This window comes from Coleofasciculus sp. FACHB-1120, from assembly GCF_014698845.1.
In the GTDB taxonomy this organism is placed as follows: domain Bacteria; phylum Cyanobacteriota; class Cyanobacteriia; order Cyanobacteriales; family FACHB-T130; genus FACHB-T130.
The window spans coordinates 1-23,424 of record NZ_JACJTV010000029.1; the positions used below are offsets into that span (position 1 = coordinate 1).

A 23,424-nucleotide genomic window follows, 5' to 3' on the forward strand; every position below is an offset into this window, starting at 1 on the left:
GACAGCAATTAAGTAGTCATTACCACTGTCGATGATTTGCTGGATGGTTTTTTTTGGGCGTGTAAGGCATCCATACTGAAACAGACACCTTTGAGTTGTAAAACATTCAACAAGCTTTGCACTGTGGCAATTTCACTTTCCAGACGATTGTGCATGGGTTGTAATCCTACCACCACGCCTTGTTGAATCCTAAATGCCGATACGACACTAACGAAATCTTGATAGGCATTGTCGTAGTCTTTGACGCTAGCTTTAATACTCTTGCCATCCATCGCTACTTGCTCGCTTAGGGACACTCCGAAGGCCTCGCTTGCCCAAGCATTGAATGCCTTGGTCAATTCCAAAAAGTCAATCCTCACCATCACTCGTCGAATCGTCGAGTAAGATGGTAGTCGTGTCTGAGGCAGCTCCATTAACTCCAGCAAGGCTTTTTGGTGGCGCTCAACAAAGTCTTCTAGCGCTCGATACCCTAAACAATTACTCATTGTCCCCATGAGTACCAGCACCAGTACTACCCACAGGGGATAGCGTGGCTGGGTACGGAAATCTCGGATTTGTTGCAGATGTTCTATCAGGCTGCTCATTGGAGGGTAGACAACAACCACTTCCTCTATTTTCTTTTTTCTCTGTTCAATAAATCAGCCCTGCGCCCTTAGCACAAGCACAACTTGCCGTGAACAAATCTTCTTTGTGTTCGAGTCCCGGTTCTCGGAAGTGTACCTGCGGATCGATGACTCCCGGCAACAAAGTCAGACCTTAGGCGTCTACCTCTTTATCCACTGGTAAACTATCAGATGCTAGGATTTCAGGTGTAACCCGGATCATTTCCCGAGCCAAGGTTTGCACCTCCCCAACCAAAAATTCACCCGTAGGGAGGAGAATTCGAGCATTGTGAATCAACAGATAGGGGGCAGAAGACAGGGTAATCAGTTGTTGATGCAGTGGTTAAGTGTGAGCGACAATTGTAGGATGCGATCGCGCTTTATCGTAAGATGGCACTTTTTTAAACTGAGCATCCGGCAACCGGGCAAACCACAGAAGCTAAATATCTGTAATCTTAGCCGGATATATTTAGACAAAATTTGTACACAATATATATAGCTAATCATCCGTCTTCCTTAAGATAAATAATTACCTAGGGAATCAATTTCATTCATTTGCTTGAGTGATTAACCGTTTATGACTGACGTGCAGAATCAACAACCTGACCTCCAACCCCAACCAAAAGCTGAAAATCCTTTCGTAGAAGGAATTAAAACGATTGGCTTGAGTGCCATTCTGGCTTTTGGAATTCGCTCTTTTGTGGCGGAAGCACGCTACATTCCTTCGGGTTCAATGCTGCCTACACTACAAATCAATGACCGTCTGATTATAGACAAGGTTAGTTACAACTTCCGATCTCCTCAGCGGGGAGACATTGTGGTGTTTGCGCCGACCGAAGCGCTAGAAAAGCAAAACTTTCACGATGCTTTTATTAAGCGCGTGATTGGTTTACCTGGGGAAAAGATAGAAGTGAAAGGGGGACGGGTGTATGTCAACGGGAAACCCCTGTCAGAAAAATATATTGAAGAACAGCCACAGTATACCTATGGGCCGGTGACGGTGCCAGAAAACTCCTACCTGGTACTGGGTGATAATCGCAACAACAGTTACGACAGCCACTATTGGGGTTTTGTCCCCCGCGAAAAAATCATTGGTCGTGCTGTCGTGCGCTTCTGGCCCATTCAACGTGCCGGAGAAGTGGATAGCGCTCCAGCTTATACCAAGGAACAGTAGGAAGCAGGGGCAGATTTCACCAAGATATTTGTGCGTCACGAACCCCCTTGCTCAACCCGCCCCTACAGTCAGATGTTTCTTCGGTTTGACTGACTAATTACCCATTACCCAAGTTTGTAAAACCCGACCCGTCAGCGATCGCCCTAGCCAAGGGGTATTCTCTGAGCGGGATTTCAGGGTTTGTCTGTCCGCTGTCCAGCTCAACTGGGGGTCAAATAAGACCAGTTCAGCCGGTTGACCGGGCGCGATCGCTGGGGGTTTTTGCTGCAAACACTCCGCCGGATGGGTACTTAAAACCCGCCACAGTTCTAAAGCTGACCACTCTCCAGTCTCGACAAAGGTGTGCCACAGAAGCGACAAAGCCAACTCTAGACCAATTACGCCTGCGGGTGCTTCGGAAAAGGCGACCGTTTTCTCTTCGTAGGTGTAGGGAGTATGGTCAATCGCGATCGCGTCTAATACCCCACTCTGTATCCCCTGAATCAGCGCCGCTTGGTCAGAAGAATTGCCCAGAGGGGGTTCTAGTCGCAAGTTCGAGTCGTAACTGCCTACCGCCTCCGTATTGTGCAATAAATGCATCCAGGTAGTACTCGCGGCGATCGGTAAATTCCGCGCCTTGGCATTCGCAATTAGCTCAACGCTGCGAGCAGTAGAAACGCGCATGATATGGACAGGGGTGCGAGTAGCTTCCACCACTTCCAGCAAAGCAGCCAGCGCCGATGTTTCTGCGATCGCTGGGTTTCCTGGCAAGCCAAAGCGAATCGACGCCGTGCCTTCTCTCATTACTCCATTGCCGCTCAAAGCGCGATCGCAAGGCCACAAAGCCACAGGTTTTCCTAACGGCTGGAGATATTCCAACAGGCGGCGCAGCAGCGCCAGATTCTGCACAGGTTGACCATCTGCAAAGCCGACCACCCCAGCCGCCGCCAGTTCAGCCAGGGATGTCATCTGCTGCCCTTGAATACCAACAGTCAGCGCCCCCCAAAATTCAATTTTGGATTTTGGATGTTGGATTTTGGCTTGTTGAAGGTAGGCTAAACCCCCTAAATTGTCGAGAACGGGTAGAGTATCTGGCAAGATTGCCAGTCGAGTAAAGCCCCCGGCTGCTGCCGCATCAACGAGCGAGGCTAGGGTTTCCCGCTCTTCAAACCCAGGCTCACCAGAGTGGCTATATAAATCTACTAACCCTGGCCCTACGACAAATCCACGACAATCCCGGACAGTCGTGTCAGCGGACAAGTCAGAAATTTCAGTTTCGACTGCTTGGATATAACCGTCAGCAATCAGAATATCGGCAATCTGGTCGGTTCCAGAAACTGGGTCGATGACCCGTACTTGTTGGAGCAGTTCATTCATAATCGTTTCGAGTTTTGAGTTTTGAGTTTTGAGATAAAAAGTTTCTTCATTCAAAACTCAAAATTCATAACTCATCACTCTACAATGCACCGGCAGCCGTTTGATCGAGAACGCCCCCACCTAAGTGAGTTGTGACATTCATTGCTTGCAGCACCGGCGTACTTTCTGGCCCTTGAAGATAGTCGATGACCGTCACTGCCCCGTTCCCCTGCTTAATGCTCCAGAAATTTTCTGGATTTAAACCCAAAAGGTAGCAGAGTAAGACTTTGTTCGTGGCGTCGTGAGCAACCACCAAACCTGTTTTCGGTCGATCTCCAGAATAAGACGAGACGATGTCTTGCCAAGCTGCGATCGCTCTATCCCAAACTTGTTGCAAGTTTTCTCCTTCTGGCATCTGCACTGTCTGCGGAAACTCTCGCCACTGTTGCAGCATTCCTGGATACGACAGCTCAATTTCTTCTTCAAATTTTCCTTCCCACAGCCCGTGACCAATTTCTGCCAAAGGTGCCTGTAGTTCAATCTGGACGTTAGGGTGATATTTCAGAATAATTTCGGCTGTTTCCTTGGGACGCAGCATCGGGCTTGTTACCGCAAAGTCAATCGGCACATCTTTGAGAAACTCCGCCGCCTTCCGGGCTTGTTCTCGACCGTTATCGTTGAGGGGCACATCAATTTGCCCTTGAAAGCGTTTCTGGCGATTCCAGTCGGTTTCCCCGTGGCGTACCAGCAACAAACGGAGTCCGCGATGACCCGGACGCGGCTTTGGCAGCACTTCTCCCACATGGGCAGTGAGATTCATCGACTCTAATTGCGCCGGTTTGCCCCAACCAGCGGCAAAATTTAGCACGCTGATGCCGCAATTCGACTGTTGAATCGAATGGTAGCGCTGTGGCGATATTCCAATTGCCGTACTGAGCAAAGCCCGGTTGATGCCGTTATGCCCCACAATGAGAATCGTCTCTCCCGCATGGCGGGATAAAGTTTCCTGCCAGAATTGCCGCGCTTGCTCGTAGATGGCTAAGACTGGGAAGTGTTCTTTTAGTCCCTCTGGCGTCGGGACGCTCATCCGAAATTCCTGGGGACGCTCATGCCAACATTGGTAATCTTCAGGAAATTTCTCCTGCACTTCCACGGAAAGCATTTTCTGCCAAAGGGGTAAATCGATTTCCATCAAGTTATCTGACGCTGTTAAGGGGGCCGGCGTCGCCAAACTGGATTGAACGATCTCTGCGGTTGCTTTCGCCCGTTGCAGGGGGCTACTGTAAATCGCATCAATTTTCAAGTTACTCAGAGTAGCGCCAAGTTGACGGGCAGTCGCGCGACCTTTTTCCGTCAAAATTGATTCATCACAGCGGCCCTGAATTCTACGCTCACTGTTATAGCTGCTCTGACCATGACGCACGAGAATGACTCGAGTATTCAGGGTGATATCCTCCGTGGAAACTAGCACTGCAAAGACAGCAGCCTACATCTTCTCGTTCGCTGGCTCAGCTTTTGAAGAATTAGGTCGGCTCTGCCTCAGTTTGGTAAGGTAAAGTTCCCCTAATGCTCTAGGCAAGAAATCTACGCCCATCATCAAGAGCAAAAAGGTTCAGGAGAATTTTAACCTGTCCCGGACACGCATCTAAGATATTCCTCATAGGTGCCGTGACACTAAGAGCCTACAGGAGTTTTCATGACAATTAAGCGGTTGCTTTTGGGATTGCTGACAATTTTGGCTTTGTTTCTGATTACCCACTCATTACTGGATAGCTGGAATCAGCCTCAGATTCAAGGTCGCCTGGAACTGTACCAAACGAATTTGTTACTCCAAGCGAGTGAGTGGCAGGGCGACAAAGCTGGTGATGCCAATTTAACAAACGCCCGGAACGCTCTTTTAGGTGAAGACCCTTTAAAAACTGCCCAAAAGCAGTATGACGAAGCGCGTTCGGAGGATCGAGCCACTCTGGAAAAGCTACAAGGGCAGCTCGAAAAGCTGAAATCGGAAGCCGATGTGAATCCAGATACAGCCAAATCACCGCAGCCATTGCAGGCGTCAATCAAGAAGGTAAAACAGCTGATTGCTGAGCTTGACTTGCGGTTTGGAATTTTACAAGCGCAACAAGGACAAACAGACGCGGCGATTAAAACTTGGACGGAATTAATTAATCAGTCTAAACAGGAAGCGTCGAGCGAGTTACAAACTAAGCCAGCGGCGGTTTTGGTAGGACTTTGGAGCAATCCACCCAGCCTGATGTTGGATGCCCAGTCGCAGATTCAACAGCATTTAGACGGCTGGTTCCGCGATCGCGCTTTGAAAAAACTCTACCAAGTACAAGAGCGTCAGGAGGCGCTGGCGGCACTCCAGGCGCGAGAACAGGAACGCGCTGAAGCTGCAATTGTAAAATTAGCGATTGTCGGAGCAATCCCCCTAGCAGGAGTATTGATGGGATTAGGATTGCTGATTTTCCTGGTAATGGGAGTGCTAATTAAGGGAAAAGAAGCCATCCTTGCTCAAAATGGCGATGTCCCCTGGACAACCCCTTGGAATGCCGAAATTATTTGGCAGGTGTTCGTTGTGGGTTTTTTCTTTATCGGTCAATTTCTGCTGCCGCTCTTTTTTAGCTTACTGCCGCTAAACCGAGCCAGCTTTGATATTCGGACACAAGCTGCTTTTGTTCTAGTGAGTTACGCAACATTGGCATTTGAGTGTCTGCTGGTTCTGTATTTATCCATCCGCTCTTTTTTACCGTTGCCAGAAGGTTGGTTTCGATTCAATTGGCGGGGAAACTGGATTCTTTGGGGATTGGGCGGCTATTTAGTAGCGCTTCCTCTAGTGATTGTGGTGTCGCTGCTTAACCAAAAGCTGTGGCAAGGACAGGGGGGCAGTAATCCGCTTTTACCGATTGCTCTAGAGGGGCAAGATAGCGTGGCGCTGGCGATCTTTTTCTTGACGGCGGCGGTGGCGGCACCGTTGTTTGAGGAGTTCTTGTTTCGCGGTTTTCTGTTGCCGTCTCTCACTCGTTATATGCCCGTTTGGGGAGCGATCGCGCTCAGTAGCTTGTTTTTTGCAATTGTTCACCTGAATCTATCAGAAATCTTACCCCTGGCAACTTTGGGGATGGTTTTGGGAGTGGTTTATACGCGATCGCGCAACCTCCTTGCACCGATGCTCCTCCACTCTCTTTGGAATGGCGGCACTTTGCTGAGTCTTTTCCTCTTGGGTAGTGGATCTGCCTAATGTTTCCTGGCGCTCATTGTTAAGAAGAATCAATGCTTTCCGTCTTGTGATAGATGCGTTACTCAAGTGGGAACACTAAGAGCGGAAAGCAAATTTTTCAAGGGTTCACACAAATGACGAATGGAAACTCTACTGATGCCAGCAAAAAAATCGCCGCTGGAGTCTGCGGCATTCTTATCGGGGCTTTAGGTATCCATAAGTTTGTTCTTGGCTACAACACAGAAGGCATCATCATGTTGCTGGTTAGCCTGCTTACTTGTGGAATTGGTGCGCCAATTATGGGAATTATTGGTTTAATCGAGGGAATAATTTATTTGACAAAATCTGACGAAGAATTCGTCAGCACTTACCTTGTTAGCAAGAAAGGTTGGTTTTAGAGCGACCCCTGCGAACGTGCTTGGGTAGATGCTAGCTTAACTTGAGCCATGTCTAAACTATCTCGCTCTAATCTGTCTAGCAATGCTCGACAGATTCGCTGGTTGATATTAGGAATATGTTCAGCACCTCTAGTAGGAACCTACTTTTATAACCAAGGATATAAAGTAACGTTCCTGGTTTGCCCAATTCGGCACTTTACGGGGATTCCTTGTCCTACCTGTGGCATGACTCGGTCTTTTATGGCAATTGTGCGAGGAGATTGGAGCTGCGCCTTAGCAGAACACCTGTTCGGCCCAGTTTTATTCGCTGCCTTTTTGATTGCAACAGTTCATATTACACTTGAACTAATCGCGGGACGTAAAATCGCCGCCTTGTATGTTCAAATACTGAGGAACCGAAAGCTACAGGTGCTGAGCTTACTTCTAGTTTTAAGCTACCATGCGTTGCGATTGTATTATTTATCAAAGTCTGGAGAGCTGTATGTCGCCTTGGTTCATTCACCCTTGGGTCAGCTAATTTTTTGAGGAATTCATGATTTTTAAAAAAGTTTAACTTTTAGGTCAAATTATTGGTTATCGCTTATTTTTATTCTGTTGTTTTTGCAACGATTAATCTAACAGAATAGGGTGATAATTTATTCATTTTTAAATTAGGTTTTTTCTGTAAATCCTTCTTCTGAGCTAATATGCTAATACGCAAACCCAAAAAACTGATTTTCCCCCTGTTCTTAGCTTTGTTAGGCATGGGATATTTCGGTGCCCTGTCTAGCTTGGAGATTAACTTCTTCTTTAGGGGCTATGCCGCGCTCATGCCAATGCAGGCTGTAGCACTGGTCTACGTGATGTATCTTCGCTGGAGTAGCCGTTAACCGTTTGCGGGTAACTAACTTAAAAAAGATTAAGAATTTTTGCGCGATCGCTCGGACTTTCGCCTACCCTCAAAATAGAGACGCTAGAACAGTCTGGCGTTGAGGTGTCGTGGAAAGTCCCAAGATTCTCTATGCAATCCCCCCAAACCGTAGTCGCTACCCCTGCATCGCCGATAGAGACGATCGCCTTGGATGTCACAGGCATGAAATGTGCAGGCTGCGTGAAAGCGGTAGAAAAGCAGCTAAACCAGCATCCAGGCGTCGTTTCCGCCCGCGTTAATCTGGTGACAGAAGTCGCTGTCGTAGAATGCGAAGCTGGTGCGATTGACCCAGTTGCGTTAGCCAAAGAGGTGACAGAAGCCGGATTTCCGACCCAGCCTCGTCTCGCCACCACCGCAGGCGAAAAAGCAAAAGAGGCGCTGAGTCCAGCAGAACGGCACGCCCTGGAAAATCGCCAGCAGTTAAGGCAATTAGTTATTGCGGGCATCCTGATTGTGCTGTCCGCAATGGGTCATCTCAATCAACACTTCATCTCTTTCCCCGATTATCTTTCACCCCTCACTAACATTTGGTTTCACTGGGGATTAGCAACGGCAGCGTTACTCTTTCCTGGACGCCAGATATTAGTTGATGGGTGGCGTGGCTTGCGGCGAAATGCTCCCAATATGAATACCTTGGTGGCGCTAGGAACGCTTACAGCCTATACGGCTAGCTGTGTGGCGTTGCTATTCCCTCGGCTCGGTTGGGACTGTTTCTTTGATGAGCCAGTCATGCTTTTAGGCTTTATCCTGCTAGGGCGCACCTTAGAGCAACGGGCGAGAGGTCGTGCTGCCGCAGCGTTTCAGGCATTATTGGCGCTCCAGCCAAAAGTCGCTCGTTTAATTGCCAATCCCACGGTTACTGGCTCTACGCCCACAGGAAGTGCCAAGGGGAGCGACTTCGGGGGCATTGAAATCCCCGTTGAGCAAGTCCGCGTAGGTGAATGGTTGCGGGTTTTGCCGGGAGAGCAGATCCCGGTCGATGCAGAAGTGGTGGCGGGTCAGACAACGGTGAATGAGTCAATGTTAACTGGGGAGCCGGTTCCAGTCGTGAAGCAACCGGGAGACTCGGTGGCAGCTGGGACGCTGAATCAGTCGGGAGCGATCGCGATCAAGGCAACTCGCACCGGCAAGGACACGACTCTGGCGCAAATTGTCGCCCTGGTCGAAGAAGCCCAGATCCGGAAGGCTCCCGTGCAGCTATTGGCGGATACGGTCGCGGGGTACTTCACCTACGGCGTCCTGGCAGCAGCAACGTTAACGTTTCTATTTTGGTACTTCATCGGCTCTCAACTTTGGCCTGAGGTCACGATGTTGAGCGCAGTCGGCATAGAAAGCCACTCAGCGATGCATCACGCCATCGGCATGGGCGGGGAAACCCCACCTCTCCAGCACTCAGCTTTGTTACTCAGTTTAAAGCTAGCAATTTCGGTTTCCGTCATCGCTTGCCCCTGCGCTTTAGGCTTAGCGACCCCTACGGCAATCTTGGTAGGAACGGGTCTGGGGGCAGAAAGAGGGCTGTTGATCAAAGGCGGCGACGTGCTGGAACGGGTACACCATCTGAATATCGTCGTATTTGATAAGACAGGTACTCTCACCACAGGTCATCCCATCGTGACTGATTGCTGGCCCATAGGGAATTTCCTCCCAGAAAGCCTCCTCCAACTGGCAGCAGCGGCAGAAAGTGGCACAACCCATCCCCTCGCAGAAGCAATCGGGGAGGAGGCGCACCGCCAAGAGTTAACCATCCCCCTTGCCCATGAGTTTTATACGGAACCGGGGCTAGGGGTATCGGCTTTGGTCGAAGGCGTACGGGTTTTACTGGGGAATGCAGACTGGTTGACTCAGCAAGGAATTTCCCTCAACGATTCCGAACAAAACCAGGCTCAGCAACTAGCCTCTGCGGGTAAAACAGTGGTTTATGTCGCCGCTGACGGTCAATTAGCGGGGTTGATTGGCGTCACCGATACCCTGCGACCAGATGCAAAAGCAACGGTGTCTCGCTTGCGACAAATGGGATTGCGGGTGATGTTGCTGACTGGAGATCACCTGGAAGCGGCAAGAGCGATCGCGTCCCAGTTGGAACTTAATCCAGACTCCGATGTCTTAGCAGATGTCCGTCCAGACGCCAAAGCCGCCGCGATTGCCCAGCTACAAGCTCAGGGCCAACACGTCGCAATGGTAGGCGATGGCATCAACGATGCCCCCGCTTTGGCACAAGCCGATGTCGGCATTTCCCTCCAAGGGGGAACCGATGTCGCTATCGAAACCGCTCAAATTGTTCTCATGCGCGATCGCCTTCTGGATGTTGTCAAGTCAATCCAGCTTTCCCGTGCGACTTTCAACAAAATCCGCCAAAATCTGTTTTGGGCGTTTGCTTACAACACCATCTCCTTGCCGGTTGCTGCGGGCGTGTTGCTACCCACTTTTGGGCTTGTTCTCAGCCCATCTGCTGCCGGAGCATTAATGGCTTTTAGTTCGGTCAGCGTCGTCACTAACTCGCTTTTACTCCGTAAATCTTTATCTACCGATAACTGATTGAGGTCAGGCGGGTTTATCAGTCGGATTAATTCCTTACAAATATCTGAATTAAACCCGCTTTTCCCTAACTGCCAACTAACAATTGACCGCTAACCCGGTGTGCCACAATATGATAGAGGAGATTTTAATCCTCCCAACACATCAAGCCTGCTCCAAGCTGACGACACTGGCTTCAGGAAAGGCGAGGGTGTTACGCTGGAGTCCTACCAACCTCCACCAAAGCGCCTCTTGTTTTCCTCAAGATAATGCTCGGTCGAGTGTTGATATTCAGGGTGCAGGCACAGGCGCTTATCCCGCCGGTTGAGAATGGTGCCAATGTTAGTCTAAGTAACTGTTTTTCACAAACCAACCGCCCTCTTCTAAATAATTTTTCAATGGCTGTAAAACTGCATCTGAACCATATATTGATTATTGAAGATGATCAGGGACGTAAGGAGTTTCCCTTAGAAAAGCCCGAATATTGCATTGGTAGAGACCAGAAGTGTGATATCCGGTTGTACTCCCAATTTGTATCGCGTCGGCACGCAACTTTAGTGCAAAAATTGCGTGCGGATGGCTCTTACTATTACCGAATTGTCGATGGCGACAAAGGCAAGCCCAGCGCCAATGGTCTCCTGATCAATGGTCGAAAACTCCAAGCTCACGATCTCGAAGATGAAGATGAGATTGTGTTTGGACCGCAAGTGCGGGCACGCTATTTCCACCTGAAGCGAGAATCTATTCCCACGGGACCTCCAGATGAGTGGGACATTACCCTAATTAGTCCCAATATGGTTGGCGACGGGGAAGAACCTTAATCTTCTGCATGAATCTTCTGCATGAATTTTCTGCATGAAAATCTTGCCTCCGAGCTTCTCAGGGGGCAGATTGCCTATCCGGCAACGCTTTCAACCAGCTGCCAATGGCGATTTTCCGCGATCGCCTGATGCACCTGATAGAACATCTGGTGGCAGTGGTTGTCCACTTGCAGGGGCAATTCTTCATTCTTGACTACAAAATTCATCCGTGCTTCTCGCTCGGTCGCAGTTGATTTATCGATTAGCACTTCTACCGTCACTAGCTTGGCAAAGGAGACATGACCCGGTATCTCGCGAGCCATCAAGTAGTCTCCCGTGTTATAGATAATATCGAAATGGCAGGACTCCAAAACTTCTATGAGCACCTGCTGGAGACGCTCAAGGGGAACTGCAACGATAAATGAACAAGTATAGCGAGCCATAAAAAATCCCCGACGTCAGATCCCTCGACCCTCTTATCATACCGAACCTTCGTTTCGGGTCAGAAAGGAATACTTGGTTCTAAGGCTAGAGCCATCACTCAGCCTTTATCAGCTTCTAGCATACCAGTAGCTCCTCCGGAAGAACTAAGTGGGGAAGTTATAAAAAGCACGGGCTGGGGTTGACCGATACTTTGGGAGGATGAAGGATGAAGCATGAGTGGTTGTGAATTCATCGAAGGTGCTGGTGAGCTACTTCATCCCGCTCTTGAGCAAGTAAAAAAGAGGTCGTGATGATAAGGATTGAGGAATGCAGGGCAAGCTGATTGTCTTTGAGGGCGTGGAAGGGAGCGGTAAAACAACTCAGATGCTGCTATCGCGCGATTGGCTTCTGGAAAGGATGGAGAAATCTGCAAGTTTCTCAGAGATGGCGATCACCAGAGAGCCGGGGGGTACAGAATTGGGTAAAGCTTTGCGCCGCTTGTTGCTCGAAGGGACTCTGACTCACCCAATTCAAGACCGGACAGAACTGTTGCTGTATGCAGCAGATCGATCGCAGCACGTTGAAGAGGTGCTAAAACCAACGCTGGCGGCGGGAGGAATTATTTTGTGCGATCGCTACACCGATTCGACCATCGCCTATCAAGGCTATGGTCGGGGTCTTAGCCTATCTTTAATCGAGAAGATATGTCAAATGGCGACCGATGGACTGGAAAGCGACCTCACTCTATGGCTGGATGTTGACGTTGAAATAGGTCTAGCACGCGCTAAAGCTAGGGGAAGCGCCGACCGAATGGAGCAGGCAGATTTGGCGTTCCACCAACGAGTACAGCAGGGGTTTAGAGCGTTAGCAGCAGCCTATCCCCAGCGGATTGTGCGGGTGGATGCCAGTGGCACGGAGGTAGAAGTCCAAGGGCAAATTCAGGCTATCTTGACTCAACGGTTCCGGGAATGGTCTGTAGAAAATTAAAAATTAAGAATTTCCTGGGGATGGGTAGTAGTAGCCTTGTCTTGTTAACTCAAATACAAGACCTAACCTCCTTTCCTGCAAGAAAAAGGGTTGGGAAGAGGTCAGAATTGAGCGATATTCCAAATTTTTGAATTTTGCCTTTCTTTGCGATTAAATGAATTTTTTTGCGGAACTTGTAGGACAAAACCGGGCGGTTGAGTTACTAACTCAGGCAGTGGCTCAAAATCGGATTGCTCCTGCCTATCTATTTGCGGGTCCCGAAGGCATCGGACGCAGCATGGCGGCTCGGTGCTTTGTGGAACTTTTGTTCTGTGCTAACGTACCCGCAACTGAGCCAGACGCTCTCGATCCCCTCAAGGGAGGAAGCAAGGGGAGTATTGCGTCTATAAAAAACCGCTTGCGTCAGGGCAATCATCCAGATTTATTGTGGGTGCAGCCAACCTATTTGCATCAGGGTCAAAGATTATCTGCCGCCGAAGCAGCCGAAGCCGGTATCAAGCGCAAGGCTCCGCCCCAAATCCGGCTGGAGCAAATTCGGGAAATTACTCAATTTCTGGGACGTTCGGCGTTGGAGGCACCGCGATCGCTCGTTGTGCTGGAACAAGCAGAAACAATGGCAGAATCGGCTGCAAATGCCTTACTGAAAACCCTGGAAGAACCGGGACGGGCAACACTGGTTTTAATCGCACCGGCTGAGTCGTCGTTGTTGCCGACGCTGGTATCGCGTTGTCAGCGCATTCCTTTCTACGGTTTAGACTCGGCAGCAATGGAGCAAGTGTTACGGAAGACGGGTCACGAAGAGATTTTGGAGCATCCGACGGTGTTAGCGATCGCGCAAGGCAGTCCGGGAAGTGCGATCGCTTCCTGGGAGCAACTCCAAACGATTCCACAAGACTTACTTCAGGACGTTATCCATCTACCCAAATCCCTTCGTGACGCCCTCGAACTTGCCAAACGGATTGATAAAACTCTCGATACAGAAGCCCAACTTTGGTTAGTTGATTATCTACAACACACTTACTGGCAGCAATTCTTGAACGGTGTAATACATAAATCGCCCCTCCAGCAACTAGAAAAAGCCCGCCAATCTCTCCTTGGTTATGCTCAACCGCGGCTCGTCTGGGAAGTGACGCTATTAGAAATGATTTAAGCCACCCTTTGAGAGGAAAAAATCGCCTTAACTCTCTTCAGATGAGGGCTTAAATTCAGGGGAATGAGGGCTTTTAATTTTTTCTTTTGCGTCTGGTTGCTGGCAGGCAATCATGGTTGTGATGTGTTCTTTTTCGTCATTGCGAATGGCAACGAATACATCGTAAAGATTCTCAATTTTAGGGCGGCGCTCTCTCGGTGTATGAGAGATTTGAAAATCATCAAACATATAAAGATCGCCCTCGTGGTAGTAATCAATCGCAACCTGTGGAGCTGGCTGAGTTTTAAGTTCAGCCTCATGTTCTGTTAGAAATTTATCGTAGGTGTGGTAAGCACCTTCTTCTACTAACTGATTAAAGTAGTAAGCCGATCTCGGAGCAATCATGTATACAAAGACTAGAATCCAGTAGTAAGCCAGGACGCCAATCCGAGCAATTATGCGATCGATCCTACATTTTCCCCCACCTAATGCTTCGATTATGCGGAGATGATGTAACTCATTCCAGGACTCAGCAAAGTGAACCTTGATCCAATCAGTATAAGGCCACGCGCCGAGGCTTTCATAGAGATGAAGAACCGATAAATAAGCAAAGCATGGAACGCGAGCGATCGTTTCCAATACATAAAATCTTGCATACCATCGCTCTCGATAAAACGTTTTTAAAATAAACTCTAAAAAACTAACGAGTAGCCGAATCATTCTCCTACTCTGCTTTTAAGACGACTAATGGTTTTAAATTCATCAATAATTATAAATAAATGTAAAAGGATTTGCAACGTGAACAACGCGATTGATTCAATCCAACGGGTTAAGCTCTATTAAATGCTCATAGCCAGCAAATACTCACCTAGTGATATTGCCGGACATCTGTTGTGTGGAAAATATTTATTGACCAGATTGTTCTACTAATTTTCTCAGACGCAGGTATGCCTCCTCTGGGGTGAGCGGTTCAGATTCTGTTTCGTTCGGAATATAGAATTGACTACTATCTCGAAAGTAGCGGACGACAAAACTAGGAATAAGACCTAACTCTAGAGCTTTTTTTCCGAATTTTTCTGCTGTTTCCGAGAGGGTTAATTCATCGTGGAACTGAGGCTGATTCATAATCTTTTTATTTCCTCAATAGGTGTTTATAAATATAGACCTATTGGAACACTACATTACCAAAAATCAGGCAATAGCGCCACCAAGTCTAATTTACAAACGGCCTTTTAAGAGGGAAGCTGGGAGTTTCCACAAACAGAAGGTTCGACAAGGAATCGGTTCACAAAGGCGCGATCGCCATCGGATCTAGCTTTTCCGTAGGATGATCGCTGTTCCCCTTACCGTGTAGTACCGTGTAGAAACTCCCAGAGGGAGATTGCCATTCATTTGTTGTCCTTACTAACACGTTAACGCCTACCCTTTCCCTGAACTTCTACCGGAGGAGTGGGCATTGCGTTAAACCTATTGGTGATCTTCTATACCAACAACTGAATAGCCGCTTTCAGACAGTTTTCTTAGCTGACTTCTTCCTCGCACATTGTCAACACGTTTGGCTTGCAGCGTTTGATTGCAACTTCGATCCCGCAAGCTTTTTCACTTTGGATATCTTCAATATAGCCAGGGCACGCAGCCGCCGCTTCAGTCGAATTATGAAAAGGACCAAAATAATAGATACAGCGAGGTTCAGTAGTGGCGATTTCCACCCACCAAGACATCCGAAGACCTTGTGCAAATCCTTTCAGGACCCCTTTGAGCATTTTGAGCATTGCCATAGGAAGTGATGATTAAGAGAATTAGGTACTAGACAAATTAGAGAGAGTCGTGAAAATTCTCGTTTGAACTGCATGACAGTTCTTCCCAGCTTGATAGGATAACCTGGCAGTAAGAGCAAAGTTATACGATTCTGCTTTCATACAACTGGGTTACTGCACTTGGATGCGATCGCCAAACAGGTGTTTTATATTTTCTAGGGAAAATCAAAGAAAATAGAACACAATATTTGGTGTCTTGAATGCTATTTTAACGGATTTAACTTGGCAGAAGTGTATGCAATACAACCTTAAACTTCAGAATATTATTGAATAATCAATAAACCCTGACATTAGCAGCGTGACCATTGAGTATCACTTGAGCATTACTAGCTTTCGGGTTTTCGGATATTTGTCCCAACGCCGAGTTCTTTTTTACTTTCCTTTAACTGCTTCCACAGAGACTGAATATCTTTGTATGCCTGTTCGGGAGAAATCTTACCTCCGGTTTGTAAGGCAGATATATAAGAAATTTTATGTGCAAATTCTTGCAAATTTGCATTAAAAGCTAGGTTCTCTGGAGTGAAATGACCCCTATAACGGCTCTGGGGGTTGAGGAAGTTTAATTTATTTATATTTTCTGGCATGGTAGAACCTTATAGAGTTAATTTGATAGTTAATAAAGAAGTCATCTAATTAAAGATTACTTACCTTTGCTCAAAGATTTAGGAATGGGTAATCAAAAAACAATTACTTGTTTCCAAATTTACAAAGAATCTTGATTACAGCTTCATTTATTTTTTTTACCGTTACTAAAGGTTACTCTTATTTATATGCCCGGGTTCAAGCCGTCTGGGAAACACTGATATTTCCCGAACGCGATAGTGACGAGGTAAACAGTGGCGAGGTAAGATGGGAAGCTGCCAAACACAAAGCGAACTGTAATCGGGGTGTAGGGAGGTTAATCGCTGGTGGCGTTGCTTGGTATCTTCCTCTGTGGCTAATGATGAGAAAGCCTAGAAGTTGTTCGCAACGCAATCGAGCGAGGACAGAAATAGTGAAACTTCTTGTTTTTGCATACAAAAACTTCTAGGGCAGTTTGCCCGACTCCGAGAGAATGCACCTAAATAAAATTTTAATAGTTATTCTTTTCCCCAACTTCTACCAGAGGGTTGGGTTGAATGTTAACTTAATGGGTGATCGAAAACACAAAACCTATGGTTAGGAAAGAGGGCGGTACAGTAAATAAAACGGCAAGTTTATCAAAATAAGCGTAAGAGCCACAGGTTTGAGAAATCTACTTTCTGAAAAATAATGATTTTTGAAGCTGCGATCGCTGGGATTTTCTTGAACTTCTACAATAGACTATTCTGCTAAAATTATAGCACTGCTAAATTAACAGAATTGCTCTCTGGTTAACTGAAAAAATCTTTCCATATCGGCTGGGTTTCTAAATTTCGGAGAGTTTTGCAGAAATTGCTTGTTCCTGTTCAACTTGATTTTTTCCCTTACACTAGAGAAAGTCAGCGATCGCTCAATTTATGAGCAATCCTAAATACAAAAAGCCCCTATCAGTTGCCTTCTAGGAGCTTGGTGTTGTCTGTCAGTATATCCCGTTGCAGCTTCTTTGCGGCAGGATAACGATTACCTAAGACTTAACTTAACTATTATTTTCTCGCATCTATCTGAAGAAATAGATTGATGTAGTTTTATGATTTATTTGTCTTGAGAATTCCAAAGAGTTTTGATTGGGTTCTTGAAAAACTTGTCTTTTAACATCCCGTGCCACTTTTCTAAAACTCTACTTTGGAGGCGAATCTTTGATGGCGTTCCTTCAGGAAGTGGTGCTTAGGGGATATTAGATATATGAAGCGATCGCGCAGCGTATGCAAAGGAGAGGAAAAATCTTCTTTTTGCTTGACTAGGCTGGCGCTCAGTTCCGTACTATAGCAATCCTAGTTGAGTGTGAGATGCCAGCTCCTCAGATCCTCAGCTTCTTTAACTTCTTCAACAAGTGGGGGTCTCGCCTTCCTAAATCATTTAGAACGGCTATAGAGGATGTTGTACATCAGGGATTTATTGCTCAATCCTTATTTATAAAAGCCTAATTATCTCAATTATTTCAAAAAATAATCTTTACTATACATTATTTAAATAAAATTTACTTTTAACTTCTATTTCTATATTTAATCCATCCAAGAAATAGATCAATAGGGGGAGCCAGGATTGTCTCTTTCGGAAGGTAGTAAGCAGAGCAAGGAATGCTAAAAAGAAGAAAGCGGTGAACTTGATATAGGGTAAAAAGTTCTGAATCATGCCCTTGGTGAAAGTGAAACTATGAAAAATGACATAAATGTGAACTTATTTGCCCAACAAATTCAGCAGATTAACTGGCGATTAGCTGAGCTGTACAAAGGGGCAACCATTGCTCCACCGAAACCTCAGCCAGAGCTGCTGCCAGTCGCCTTCAAGGAATTGGGCATCGCCTCAGAAACGCTACAAGTGGCGCTAGAGGAACTACGCCAGCAGAATGAGGAACTTGCAGCGGCACGAGAAGCGTTGGAAACGGAGCGCCACCGCTACCAAGAACTATTCGAGTTGGCACCGCAGGGCTACCTGGTGACAGATGCAGAAGGGACAATTAGAGAAGCCAACCGCGCTGCGGCTAAACTGCTCAACGTGTCGCCAGAGTTCCTAGTAGGCAAACCGCTAGTCATCTTTATTCCTCAGGAAGAACGCCGAATCTTTCGGAATGAACTGACGCGACTGCATGAGCAGCAACGAGTATATGAGTGGACATTACGCTTACAGCCCCGTAAAGGTGAGATTTTTGACGCGGGGATAACAGTCGCCACCAGTCACAATGGGGACGGCAAAGCAGTGACATTGCGCTGGCTGATCCGCGATATCACCGAGCGCAAGCGAGTAGAGAAGGCGCTAGAAAAGAATAACTACGACCTTAAGCAAGATCGCCCTGTGCAGGCTTACTCCAAAGGAGAAATCATTCCTCTCGACCCGCAAAACCTGTGGTTAGTGTGTCGGGGTTTGGTGAAGCTGAGTACGATGAGTGACAATTGTGAAGAGGTGCTAGTGGGGTTAGTCGGTCCCTCCATGCCCTTTGGCTCTTGTTTAACTGCCCTGTCAACCTATCAAGCGATCGCTGTCTCGGAGGTGCAGATAGTTAGCATTTCCGTCTCAGAGATAGCAGCCTCCCCTCATCTTGCCCAGACTCTTTTACCGAAAATTAATTTGCGATTGCGGCAGACAGAATCGCTCTTGGCGATTTCAGGTCAGCGACGATTGCAAGACCGCTTGCAGAATCTATTGTTGCTGCTGAAACAGGAAGTTGGTGAACCTGTGGCGCAGGGAACTCGTTTGAGCGTTCGTCTCACCCATCAAGACCTTGCCAATGCCTGCTGTGTCACCAGAGTGACGATTACCCGTCTGTTAGGGAAGTTACAGCAAGAAGGGAAGATTTCCTTTGACTCCAAGTACCACATTATCCTGAAAGAGGGAAGTATTTAGAATAAGCGGTTAGGGGTAAGTTATTAGTTGTTTGTTGATTAACCAGTAACAGCCGGTAACTTGAAATCAAGTCTGAAGATTGTCTATGCCAACGGCGTCAGAGAGGGAAGCTAAGCTGTGTTCCTGTAATTTTTGCAACAGACCCTCCAGAATCCGGCGTACCATCCAAGGGCCTTCATAAATCCAGCCAGTGTAAACCTGAATCAGGCTGGCACCCGCAGCAATTTTCTCCCAAGCATCTTGGGCGGTGAAGATACCGCCGACACCGATAATGGGTAGTTGACCTTGTGTTTGCGTGAAGATAAAGCGAATGACTTCGGTAGAACGTTCTCGTAAAGGGGCACCGCTGATTCCCCCGGCTTCTTCACTCACGGGTTTACCTGTTGGGGAAAGGATCTGGGTTTTTAGATGATCTCGGCGGATAGTAGTGTTAGTGGCGATGATCCCAGCCAGGTGATAGTTTTTAGCAAGTTCAATGACAGAAGCGATCGCTTCCCACTCCAAATCAGGGGCAATCTTTACCAGTAAAGGTTTTTGCCCCTGATTTTCCTGTTGCAAGGCATCTAGAATCAAACTCAGTTGCTCCGAGGACTGGAGACTTCGCAATCCCGGTGTATTCGGTGAGCTAACGTTAACGACAAAGTAATCTCCAAAATCCTTCAAAAGGCGAAAACTACCCCGATAGTCAGCAGCAGCATCCTCTAGTGGCGTTATCTTAGATTTACCTAGATTAATTCCTAGGGGAGTGTTCAAGGTTGAAGGTTGAAGGTTGGAATTTTCAACTTTCAACTTTTCCCCTTTCCAACTTTCCAACGTTTGCGCCATTGCCGCCGCCCCTTGGTTATTAAATCCCATCCGGTTGAGGGCAGCTTTGTCCATCGGCAAGCGAAACAAGCGAGGACGGGGGTTTCCCGATTGCGCGTGTAAGGTTACGGTGCCGAGTTCCGCAAAGCCGAAGCCGAGACTAGGCCAAATCCCAGCCGCGACGCCATCCTTATCAAATCCAGCGGCTAAACCTACTGGATTGGGGAATTTTAGCTTCCACAGGGTTTGTTCTAATCGAACATCTCTCTTGGCGTAAGATTGCTGTAATTGTCTAACAATCCAGCTTTTGGGGGGATGAGAAGGCGAGTGGGCAAGAGTGCTGAACAGATGAAGCGTTTGTTGATGCAACCATTCTGGATCGGCTTTCAATCCAGAAAATAACGCTGGACGAATTGCGAGTTGATAGATATCCATAATTTAATCATTCGGCATTAATCATTAGTCATTGGCAAGAAAGAAAACAATAACAACTAACCATTGACAACCGACTATCCTCGAAGTAATAAGGGCATTCTAGATATTACAAGCTTTCCTAGAGGCACCCACAAACAAAGTTCACACCGAAAACATGAAAGTCTCTTTCCCTGACGCCCGACTTCCGACTTTCAAGACCCTCACCCACCAGCGAAGTCTCACAACGAAAACGAATTAAGATGAAAATCTATTTTACTTTTGGGACTCTCTGGTTTTTGCACGCAATCTGTGAGTAGAGCGTCGCTACGCTAACAGTTCTAATTTTCATCTGAGACATCTGACAAGCGATCGCACGATCGCTGCGGGGTCGGGTCGCGGTTAAACAACATGGATCAATACCACACTCCAGAGCAAAGTCCAGCGGACTACGAAAACCAACTTGTTGCCTTGGGGCGCGTCCTTCAGACCATGCGGGAAGAGGAGAATGTTGACGTTCTCATCGAAACCACCCTGAATTATCTTGCCTCCGAATTTGACTATCGCCTAATTTGGATTGGTCTCTACGATCGCTTGGATCACCGTTTATTTGGCAAAGGCGGCGTCACTCCCACCGGCGATACCAAATTGCTCAAAAGTAAGTTTACGCTGAGTCCCGGCGACCTTCTGGAGCAGGTAGTCATCCAGCAGCGATCCGTCGGCGTCCCGAATCTCAGCGAAGAAGTGCGGGCGGGAGAATGGCGTCGGGCAGCTCAACAATTTGGAATTCAGGGTGCGTTTTTTTATCCTTTGCGCTGCAAAGACCGTTGTTTTGGTGTCGTGCTGCTGGGATCGTCCTTGTGGGGGGCAACTCCTCGACCGGGAGAAAAAGCCCAGATGTCAATGCTATTTGGGGGATTAGCCGCCGCCCTGTACCAAATTGAACTCGACTGGCAACACTCCTCGACCAAGCGCCCCGACCAGCCGCTCTTTCAGGTGCTAGACCAGATGGCACGGATGCCAGCGATGGATCAACGCCTAGAGGCTGTGGTAGCCATGACACAGCAATTTATTGGGCCAACTCGCACCAGCGTCTACTGGTATTCCCCGGAACGACGCTACTTTTGGCACCGAGTCGGCAACCGCCAGACATCTAGGGGACTGGCTTCCTCAACCGCCAGCGCGGCTGCTGGTCTCACTGTCCAAGAAGTCGGCGAATTTTATCTAGCTCTGAATGAAAATCGGCTAATTGCTATTGGCGCGGGGAGAAGCCCCCTAAAAGCCGAAGTAACCGGGCGCTTGCTCTCCAGGTTGCGGGCACGCTCCCTCTTGGCTGCGCCGATTCGGGCAAAGCAGGAACTGGTCGGCTTTCTGGCGGTGGAAGGAAATGAAGCTCGCATCTGGGAAGAAGCGGAAAAAAACTACATTCGTGCGGCTGCCCAGTTGATCTCCCTTGGGGCAGGAAGTGAGGAGATAGAAGGAACGCTTGAGCGCACCCAACAGGACGCCCAACTGGTCGCAGAGTGTGCCCGTATCCTCGCCGATAACACAGACGCTGAGAAAGCCTTGGATGAGTGTGCCCAGATGCTCTTGAAGCGACTGGGAGCAGAGCGTTTTTTGGTACTGCAACAACCCAGAAGTGGTCGTGGGTCATCGGGAATTGGGAATCGAGAAGACGACCCATTCCCGATTACTCCAGGTTCAACTCAAAACTCAAAGCTGAAAACACAAAATTATTCGGTTGTTTACCAGCGTCAGCCACTGAATAGAAGACCCCTAACCACTGCCCTTAGTGTTGTTACAGGTGCTGACCGGCAGCTAATCGAGCAAAGCCCTGAAGCCCTGTCGATTGAAGATTGGGAACAAGACCTGCGACTGGGTAGCTGGCGGGAAAGCTTGGTGGGTTTAGGTGTGCGATCGCTTTTAGTCTGCCGGATGTCCAGCCGCGACGCCTCTGAGCTTGACCCAGACCCGAAAGAGAACTTACCGCTTGTTGTCATTGGTCATAACACCCCCCGAACTTGGAACCAAACCGAGCGCCAATTACTAGGCATCGTCAGCCAACAACTAAGTTTGGCAGTCCGCACCTTAGAGATGAGAACCTCCACCCAACTCTCAGAGTCAGCTCAATCCTTCTTCCAGGCTGGCTTAAAGATTCTCTTATCGGCACCGCCAGACCCAGCCGGGTTCGATCGGGCTTGGGTGGAATTCCTCTCTGAGATGCTGGAATCTCCTCTAGCGCTGTTGCTCACTTGGGGAGGCACCCGGAAAGATTCTCGGATTGAAAACGCCAAGGTGGCAGCAGCGGTGATGGCAAACTCGCGCTTTGCCCTTCCCCCAGACCTCTCGGTTCCACTCAACGATGCATTGCTTCAGGAAGCTCTAACAACCGAAGGTCTTCTAGAAAAACGGGGCACGCAAATCCCAGGGAGATCCCGGCAATGGCTGAGTAGTCCCGGTATTGGCTGCTTGCTGGTCATGGCTCTCCCCCAGGATGAAGGCGCAAGGATGAAGGAGGAAACTAATTCTCCCCTTCATCCTTCCGGTGGTCTTGTTGTGCTGGCAGATAGCCTCCAGCGTCAGTGGCCCGAACACTTATTTCCAGTTGTGGAAATCTTGATGGGACAGTTCGCTCGGATTCGCCAGTACGCTTTGGAAAACGCCACTCTGTACGGGCAAGTTAGAAACCTAGAACAGCTGAACTGGTATAAACATCGTTGCATGGCAAGCCTGCATCAGGCTGCCGCCGATCGCCTTAGCCGCCTAAATCAACTTGCCGGGGCTGCTTTATCAGATATCCCGGCGGGAGAACCAACCAAGCGTGCAGACAGTTCTGTACCTTCTAAGGGGCATCCTCCAGATAAGTCTTTAGCGCGTATGCACTCCTCACAACTCATCCGCGAGCTAGGGAATATCCTTGGGGAGTTCGCCCCGCTCGTGGAAGAGGAGCAGTGGCAGCTGAAGCGCCGACTGACAAAGGTGCCGTTAGTGAATGTGCTAAAGCGATCGCTCTGGTTCGTTCAACCTTTTTACCAGCAGCGCCAGATTCAGGTATCCATCGGAGGAGTGAGTAGCAACCTCCACGTTTATAGTGATCCGCTTAAGCTGGAATGCGTTCTTTGCGAACTGTTAGCGATCGCGGCTCGTAAGGCAACCGCAAACAGCCGGATTCATCTCAAGGCTGAAGTCAAAATTTCCCTAGAAGACAGCACTTCCCTCGTGGAATTGTTAATGGCCGATTCGGAAAGTTTTGATTTGACAACACCCGTAGGAGCGAGTTTCCATCTCGAACCGACCCTGAAGATTTGCCAACGTTTCGGGCGCTCTTTTGGAGCCGATCTCCAGTTTTACGAGATTGAAGGACAGCGCTATTTAACTCAATTGTTACTCCCAATCGTCAATTAAAAATTAAAAATTGGGCATTCAATTTTTAATTTT

Annotated in this window: 22 protein-coding genes and 1 pseudogene; 12 read left to right on the forward strand and 11 right to left on the reverse strand. The window is 48.1% G+C overall.

Annotated features, from left to right (window positions below; translation table 11 throughout):
- Positions 1 to 8: 8 nt before the first annotated feature.
- On the reverse strand, positions 9 to 584 hold the full coding sequence (locus H6H02_RS20830; protein WP_190821319.1) for an ISAs1 family transposase: 576 nt from the start codon (positions 582 to 584) through the stop codon (positions 9 to 11).
- Between the two features lie 64 nt (positions 585 to 648).
- Positions 649 to 921 (reverse strand): annotated as a pseudogene (locus tag H6H02_RS27290) (dihydroorotase); the annotation flags it as partial.
- Positions 922 to 1,179: 258 nt separating this feature from the next.
- Between H6H02_RS27290 and lepB the strand changes: the two are divergent.
- Positions 1,180 to 1,776, forward strand: coding sequence for a signal peptidase I (gene lepB, locus H6H02_RS20835; protein WP_190821321.1), 597 nt, complete (start codon positions 1,180 to 1,182; stop codon positions 1,774 to 1,776).
- Positions 1,777 to 1,869: 93 nt separating this feature from the next.
- Here the strand turns inward: lepB and H6H02_RS20840 are convergent, their stop codons facing one another.
- Positions 1,870 to 3,135, reverse strand: coding sequence for a dihydroorotase (locus H6H02_RS20840; RefSeq protein WP_190821397.1), 1,266 nt, complete (start codon positions 3,133 to 3,135; stop codon positions 1,870 to 1,872).
- A 76-nt stretch (positions 3,136 to 3,211) separates the two neighbouring features.
- Positions 3,212 to 4,555 (reverse strand): histidine phosphatase family protein, encoded by a 1,344-nt coding sequence (locus H6H02_RS20845; protein ID WP_190821399.1) that lies wholly within the window; start codon positions 4,553 to 4,555, stop codon positions 3,212 to 3,214.
- 252 nt (positions 4,556 to 4,807) lie between these two features.
- Here H6H02_RS20845 and H6H02_RS20850 point away from each other — a divergent pair, with 252 nt between their 5' ends.
- The 7 genes from H6H02_RS20850 (at position 4,808) to H6H02_RS20880 (ending at position 10,974) form a co-directional block, all read left to right on the forward strand.
- The gene (locus tag H6H02_RS20850; RefSeq protein WP_190821323.1) at positions 4,808 to 6,352 is read left to right on the forward strand and encodes a CPBP family glutamic-type intramembrane protease; all 1,545 of its coding nucleotides are present in this window, start codon (positions 4,808 to 4,810) and stop codon (positions 6,350 to 6,352) included.
- Between the two features lie 113 nt (positions 6,353 to 6,465).
- The gene (locus H6H02_RS20855; protein ID WP_190821325.1) at positions 6,466 to 6,729 is read left to right on the forward strand and encodes a TM2 domain-containing protein; all 264 of its coding nucleotides are present in this window, start codon (positions 6,466 to 6,468) and stop codon (positions 6,727 to 6,729) included.
- Positions 6,730 to 6,777: 48 nt separating this feature from the next.
- The gene (locus tag H6H02_RS20860; protein ID WP_199329406.1) at positions 6,778 to 7,254 is read left to right on the forward strand and encodes a DUF2752 domain-containing protein; all 477 of its coding nucleotides are present in this window, start codon (positions 6,778 to 6,780) and stop codon (positions 7,252 to 7,254) included.
- Positions 7,255 to 7,415: 161 nt separating this feature from the next.
- Positions 7,416 to 7,598, forward strand: coding sequence for a hypothetical protein (locus H6H02_RS20865; protein WP_190821327.1), 183 nt, complete (start codon positions 7,416 to 7,418; stop codon positions 7,596 to 7,598).
- A 131-nt stretch (positions 7,599 to 7,729) separates the two neighbouring features.
- Complete coding sequence (locus H6H02_RS20870; protein ID WP_190821329.1) at positions 7,730 to 10,174, forward strand: heavy metal translocating P-type ATPase; 2,445 nt, start codon at positions 7,730 to 7,732, stop codon at positions 10,172 to 10,174.
- A gap of 112 nt (positions 10,175 to 10,286) precedes the next feature.
- On the forward strand, positions 10,287 to 10,481 hold the full coding sequence (locus tag H6H02_RS20875; protein ID WP_190821331.1) for a hypothetical protein: 195 nt from the start codon (positions 10,287 to 10,289) through the stop codon (positions 10,479 to 10,481).
- A 70-nt stretch (positions 10,482 to 10,551) separates the two neighbouring features.
- Positions 10,552 to 10,974 carry an FHA domain-containing protein gene (locus tag H6H02_RS20880; protein WP_190414059.1) on the forward strand — a complete coding sequence of 141 codons (423 nt, stop codon included), beginning with the start codon at positions 10,552 to 10,554 and terminating at the stop codon, positions 10,972 to 10,974.
- A 74-nt stretch (positions 10,975 to 11,048) separates the two neighbouring features.
- Here H6H02_RS20880 and H6H02_RS20885 read toward each other — a convergent pair whose 3' ends face one another.
- Positions 11,049 to 11,396, reverse strand: a complete 348-nt coding sequence (locus tag H6H02_RS20885) for a hypothetical protein (protein ID WP_190821333.1) — start codon at positions 11,394 to 11,396, stop codon at positions 11,049 to 11,051.
- A gap of 307 nt (positions 11,397 to 11,703) precedes the next feature.
- Here H6H02_RS20885 and tmk point away from each other — a divergent pair, with 307 nt between their 5' ends.
- Both tmk and H6H02_RS20895 read left to right on the forward strand, forming a co-directional pair.
- A complete protein-coding gene (gene tmk, locus H6H02_RS20890; protein ID WP_190821335.1) occupies positions 11,704 to 12,363 on the forward strand; it encodes a dTMP kinase in 660 nt (219 codons plus the stop codon).
- Between the two features lie 154 nt (positions 12,364 to 12,517).
- The gene (locus H6H02_RS20895) at positions 12,518 to 13,513 is read left to right on the forward strand and encodes a DNA polymerase III subunit delta' (RefSeq protein WP_190821338.1); all 996 of its coding nucleotides are present in this window, start codon (positions 12,518 to 12,520) and stop codon (positions 13,511 to 13,513) included.
- 27 nt (positions 13,514 to 13,540) lie between these two features.
- On the opposite strand, the gene H6H02_RS20900 is transcribed toward H6H02_RS20895, so the two are convergent.
- The 5 genes from H6H02_RS20900 to H6H02_RS20915 all read right to left on the reverse strand — a co-directional run bounded on the left by H6H02_RS20900 (position 13,541) and on the right by H6H02_RS20915 (position 15,893).
- Positions 13,541 to 14,212: an alternative oxidase gene (locus H6H02_RS20900; RefSeq protein WP_190821340.1), complete on the reverse strand. Its 672-nt coding sequence runs from the start codon at positions 14,210 to 14,212 to the stop codon at positions 13,541 to 13,543.
- Positions 14,213 to 14,398: 186 nt separating this feature from the next.
- Positions 14,399 to 14,617 carry a hypothetical protein gene (locus H6H02_RS20905; protein ID WP_190821342.1) on the reverse strand — a complete coding sequence of 73 codons (219 nt, stop codon included), beginning with the start codon at positions 14,615 to 14,617 and terminating at the stop codon, positions 14,399 to 14,401.
- A gap of 160 nt (positions 14,618 to 14,777) precedes the next feature.
- Positions 14,778 to 14,903, reverse strand: a complete 126-nt coding sequence (locus H6H02_RS27760; protein ID WP_277922585.1) for a hypothetical protein — start codon at positions 14,901 to 14,903, stop codon at positions 14,778 to 14,780.
- Between the two features lie 109 nt (positions 14,904 to 15,012).
- Positions 15,013 to 15,264: a DUF1816 domain-containing protein gene (locus H6H02_RS20910; RefSeq protein ID WP_190821403.1), complete on the reverse strand. Its 252-nt coding sequence runs from the start codon at positions 15,262 to 15,264 to the stop codon at positions 15,013 to 15,015.
- 371 nt (positions 15,265 to 15,635) lie between these two features.
- On the reverse strand, positions 15,636 to 15,893 hold the full coding sequence (locus H6H02_RS20915) for a hypothetical protein (protein ID WP_190821344.1): 258 nt from the start codon (positions 15,891 to 15,893) through the stop codon (positions 15,636 to 15,638).
- A 1,690-nt stretch (positions 15,894 to 17,583) separates the two neighbouring features.
- Between H6H02_RS20915 and H6H02_RS20920 the strand changes: the two genes are divergently transcribed.
- Positions 17,584 to 18,771, forward strand: a complete 1,188-nt coding sequence (locus H6H02_RS20920) for a PAS domain S-box protein (protein ID WP_199329410.1) — start codon at positions 17,584 to 17,586, stop codon at positions 18,769 to 18,771.
- Between the two features lie 66 nt (positions 18,772 to 18,837).
- On the opposite strand, the gene H6H02_RS20925 is transcribed toward H6H02_RS20920, so the two are convergent.
- Positions 18,838 to 20,010, reverse strand: a complete 1,173-nt coding sequence (locus H6H02_RS20925; protein WP_190821346.1) for a quinone-dependent dihydroorotate dehydrogenase — start codon at positions 20,008 to 20,010, stop codon at positions 18,838 to 18,840.
- A 387-nt stretch (positions 20,011 to 20,397) separates the two neighbouring features.
- On the opposite strand from H6H02_RS20925, the gene H6H02_RS20930 reads away from it, so the two are divergent.
- Positions 20,398 to 23,391 carry a GAF domain-containing protein gene (locus tag H6H02_RS20930; RefSeq protein ID WP_190821348.1) on the forward strand — a complete coding sequence of 998 codons (2,994 nt, stop codon included), beginning with the start codon at positions 20,398 to 20,400 and terminating at the stop codon, positions 23,389 to 23,391.
- The last annotated feature ends 33 nt before the right edge of the window (positions 23,392 to 23,424 follow it).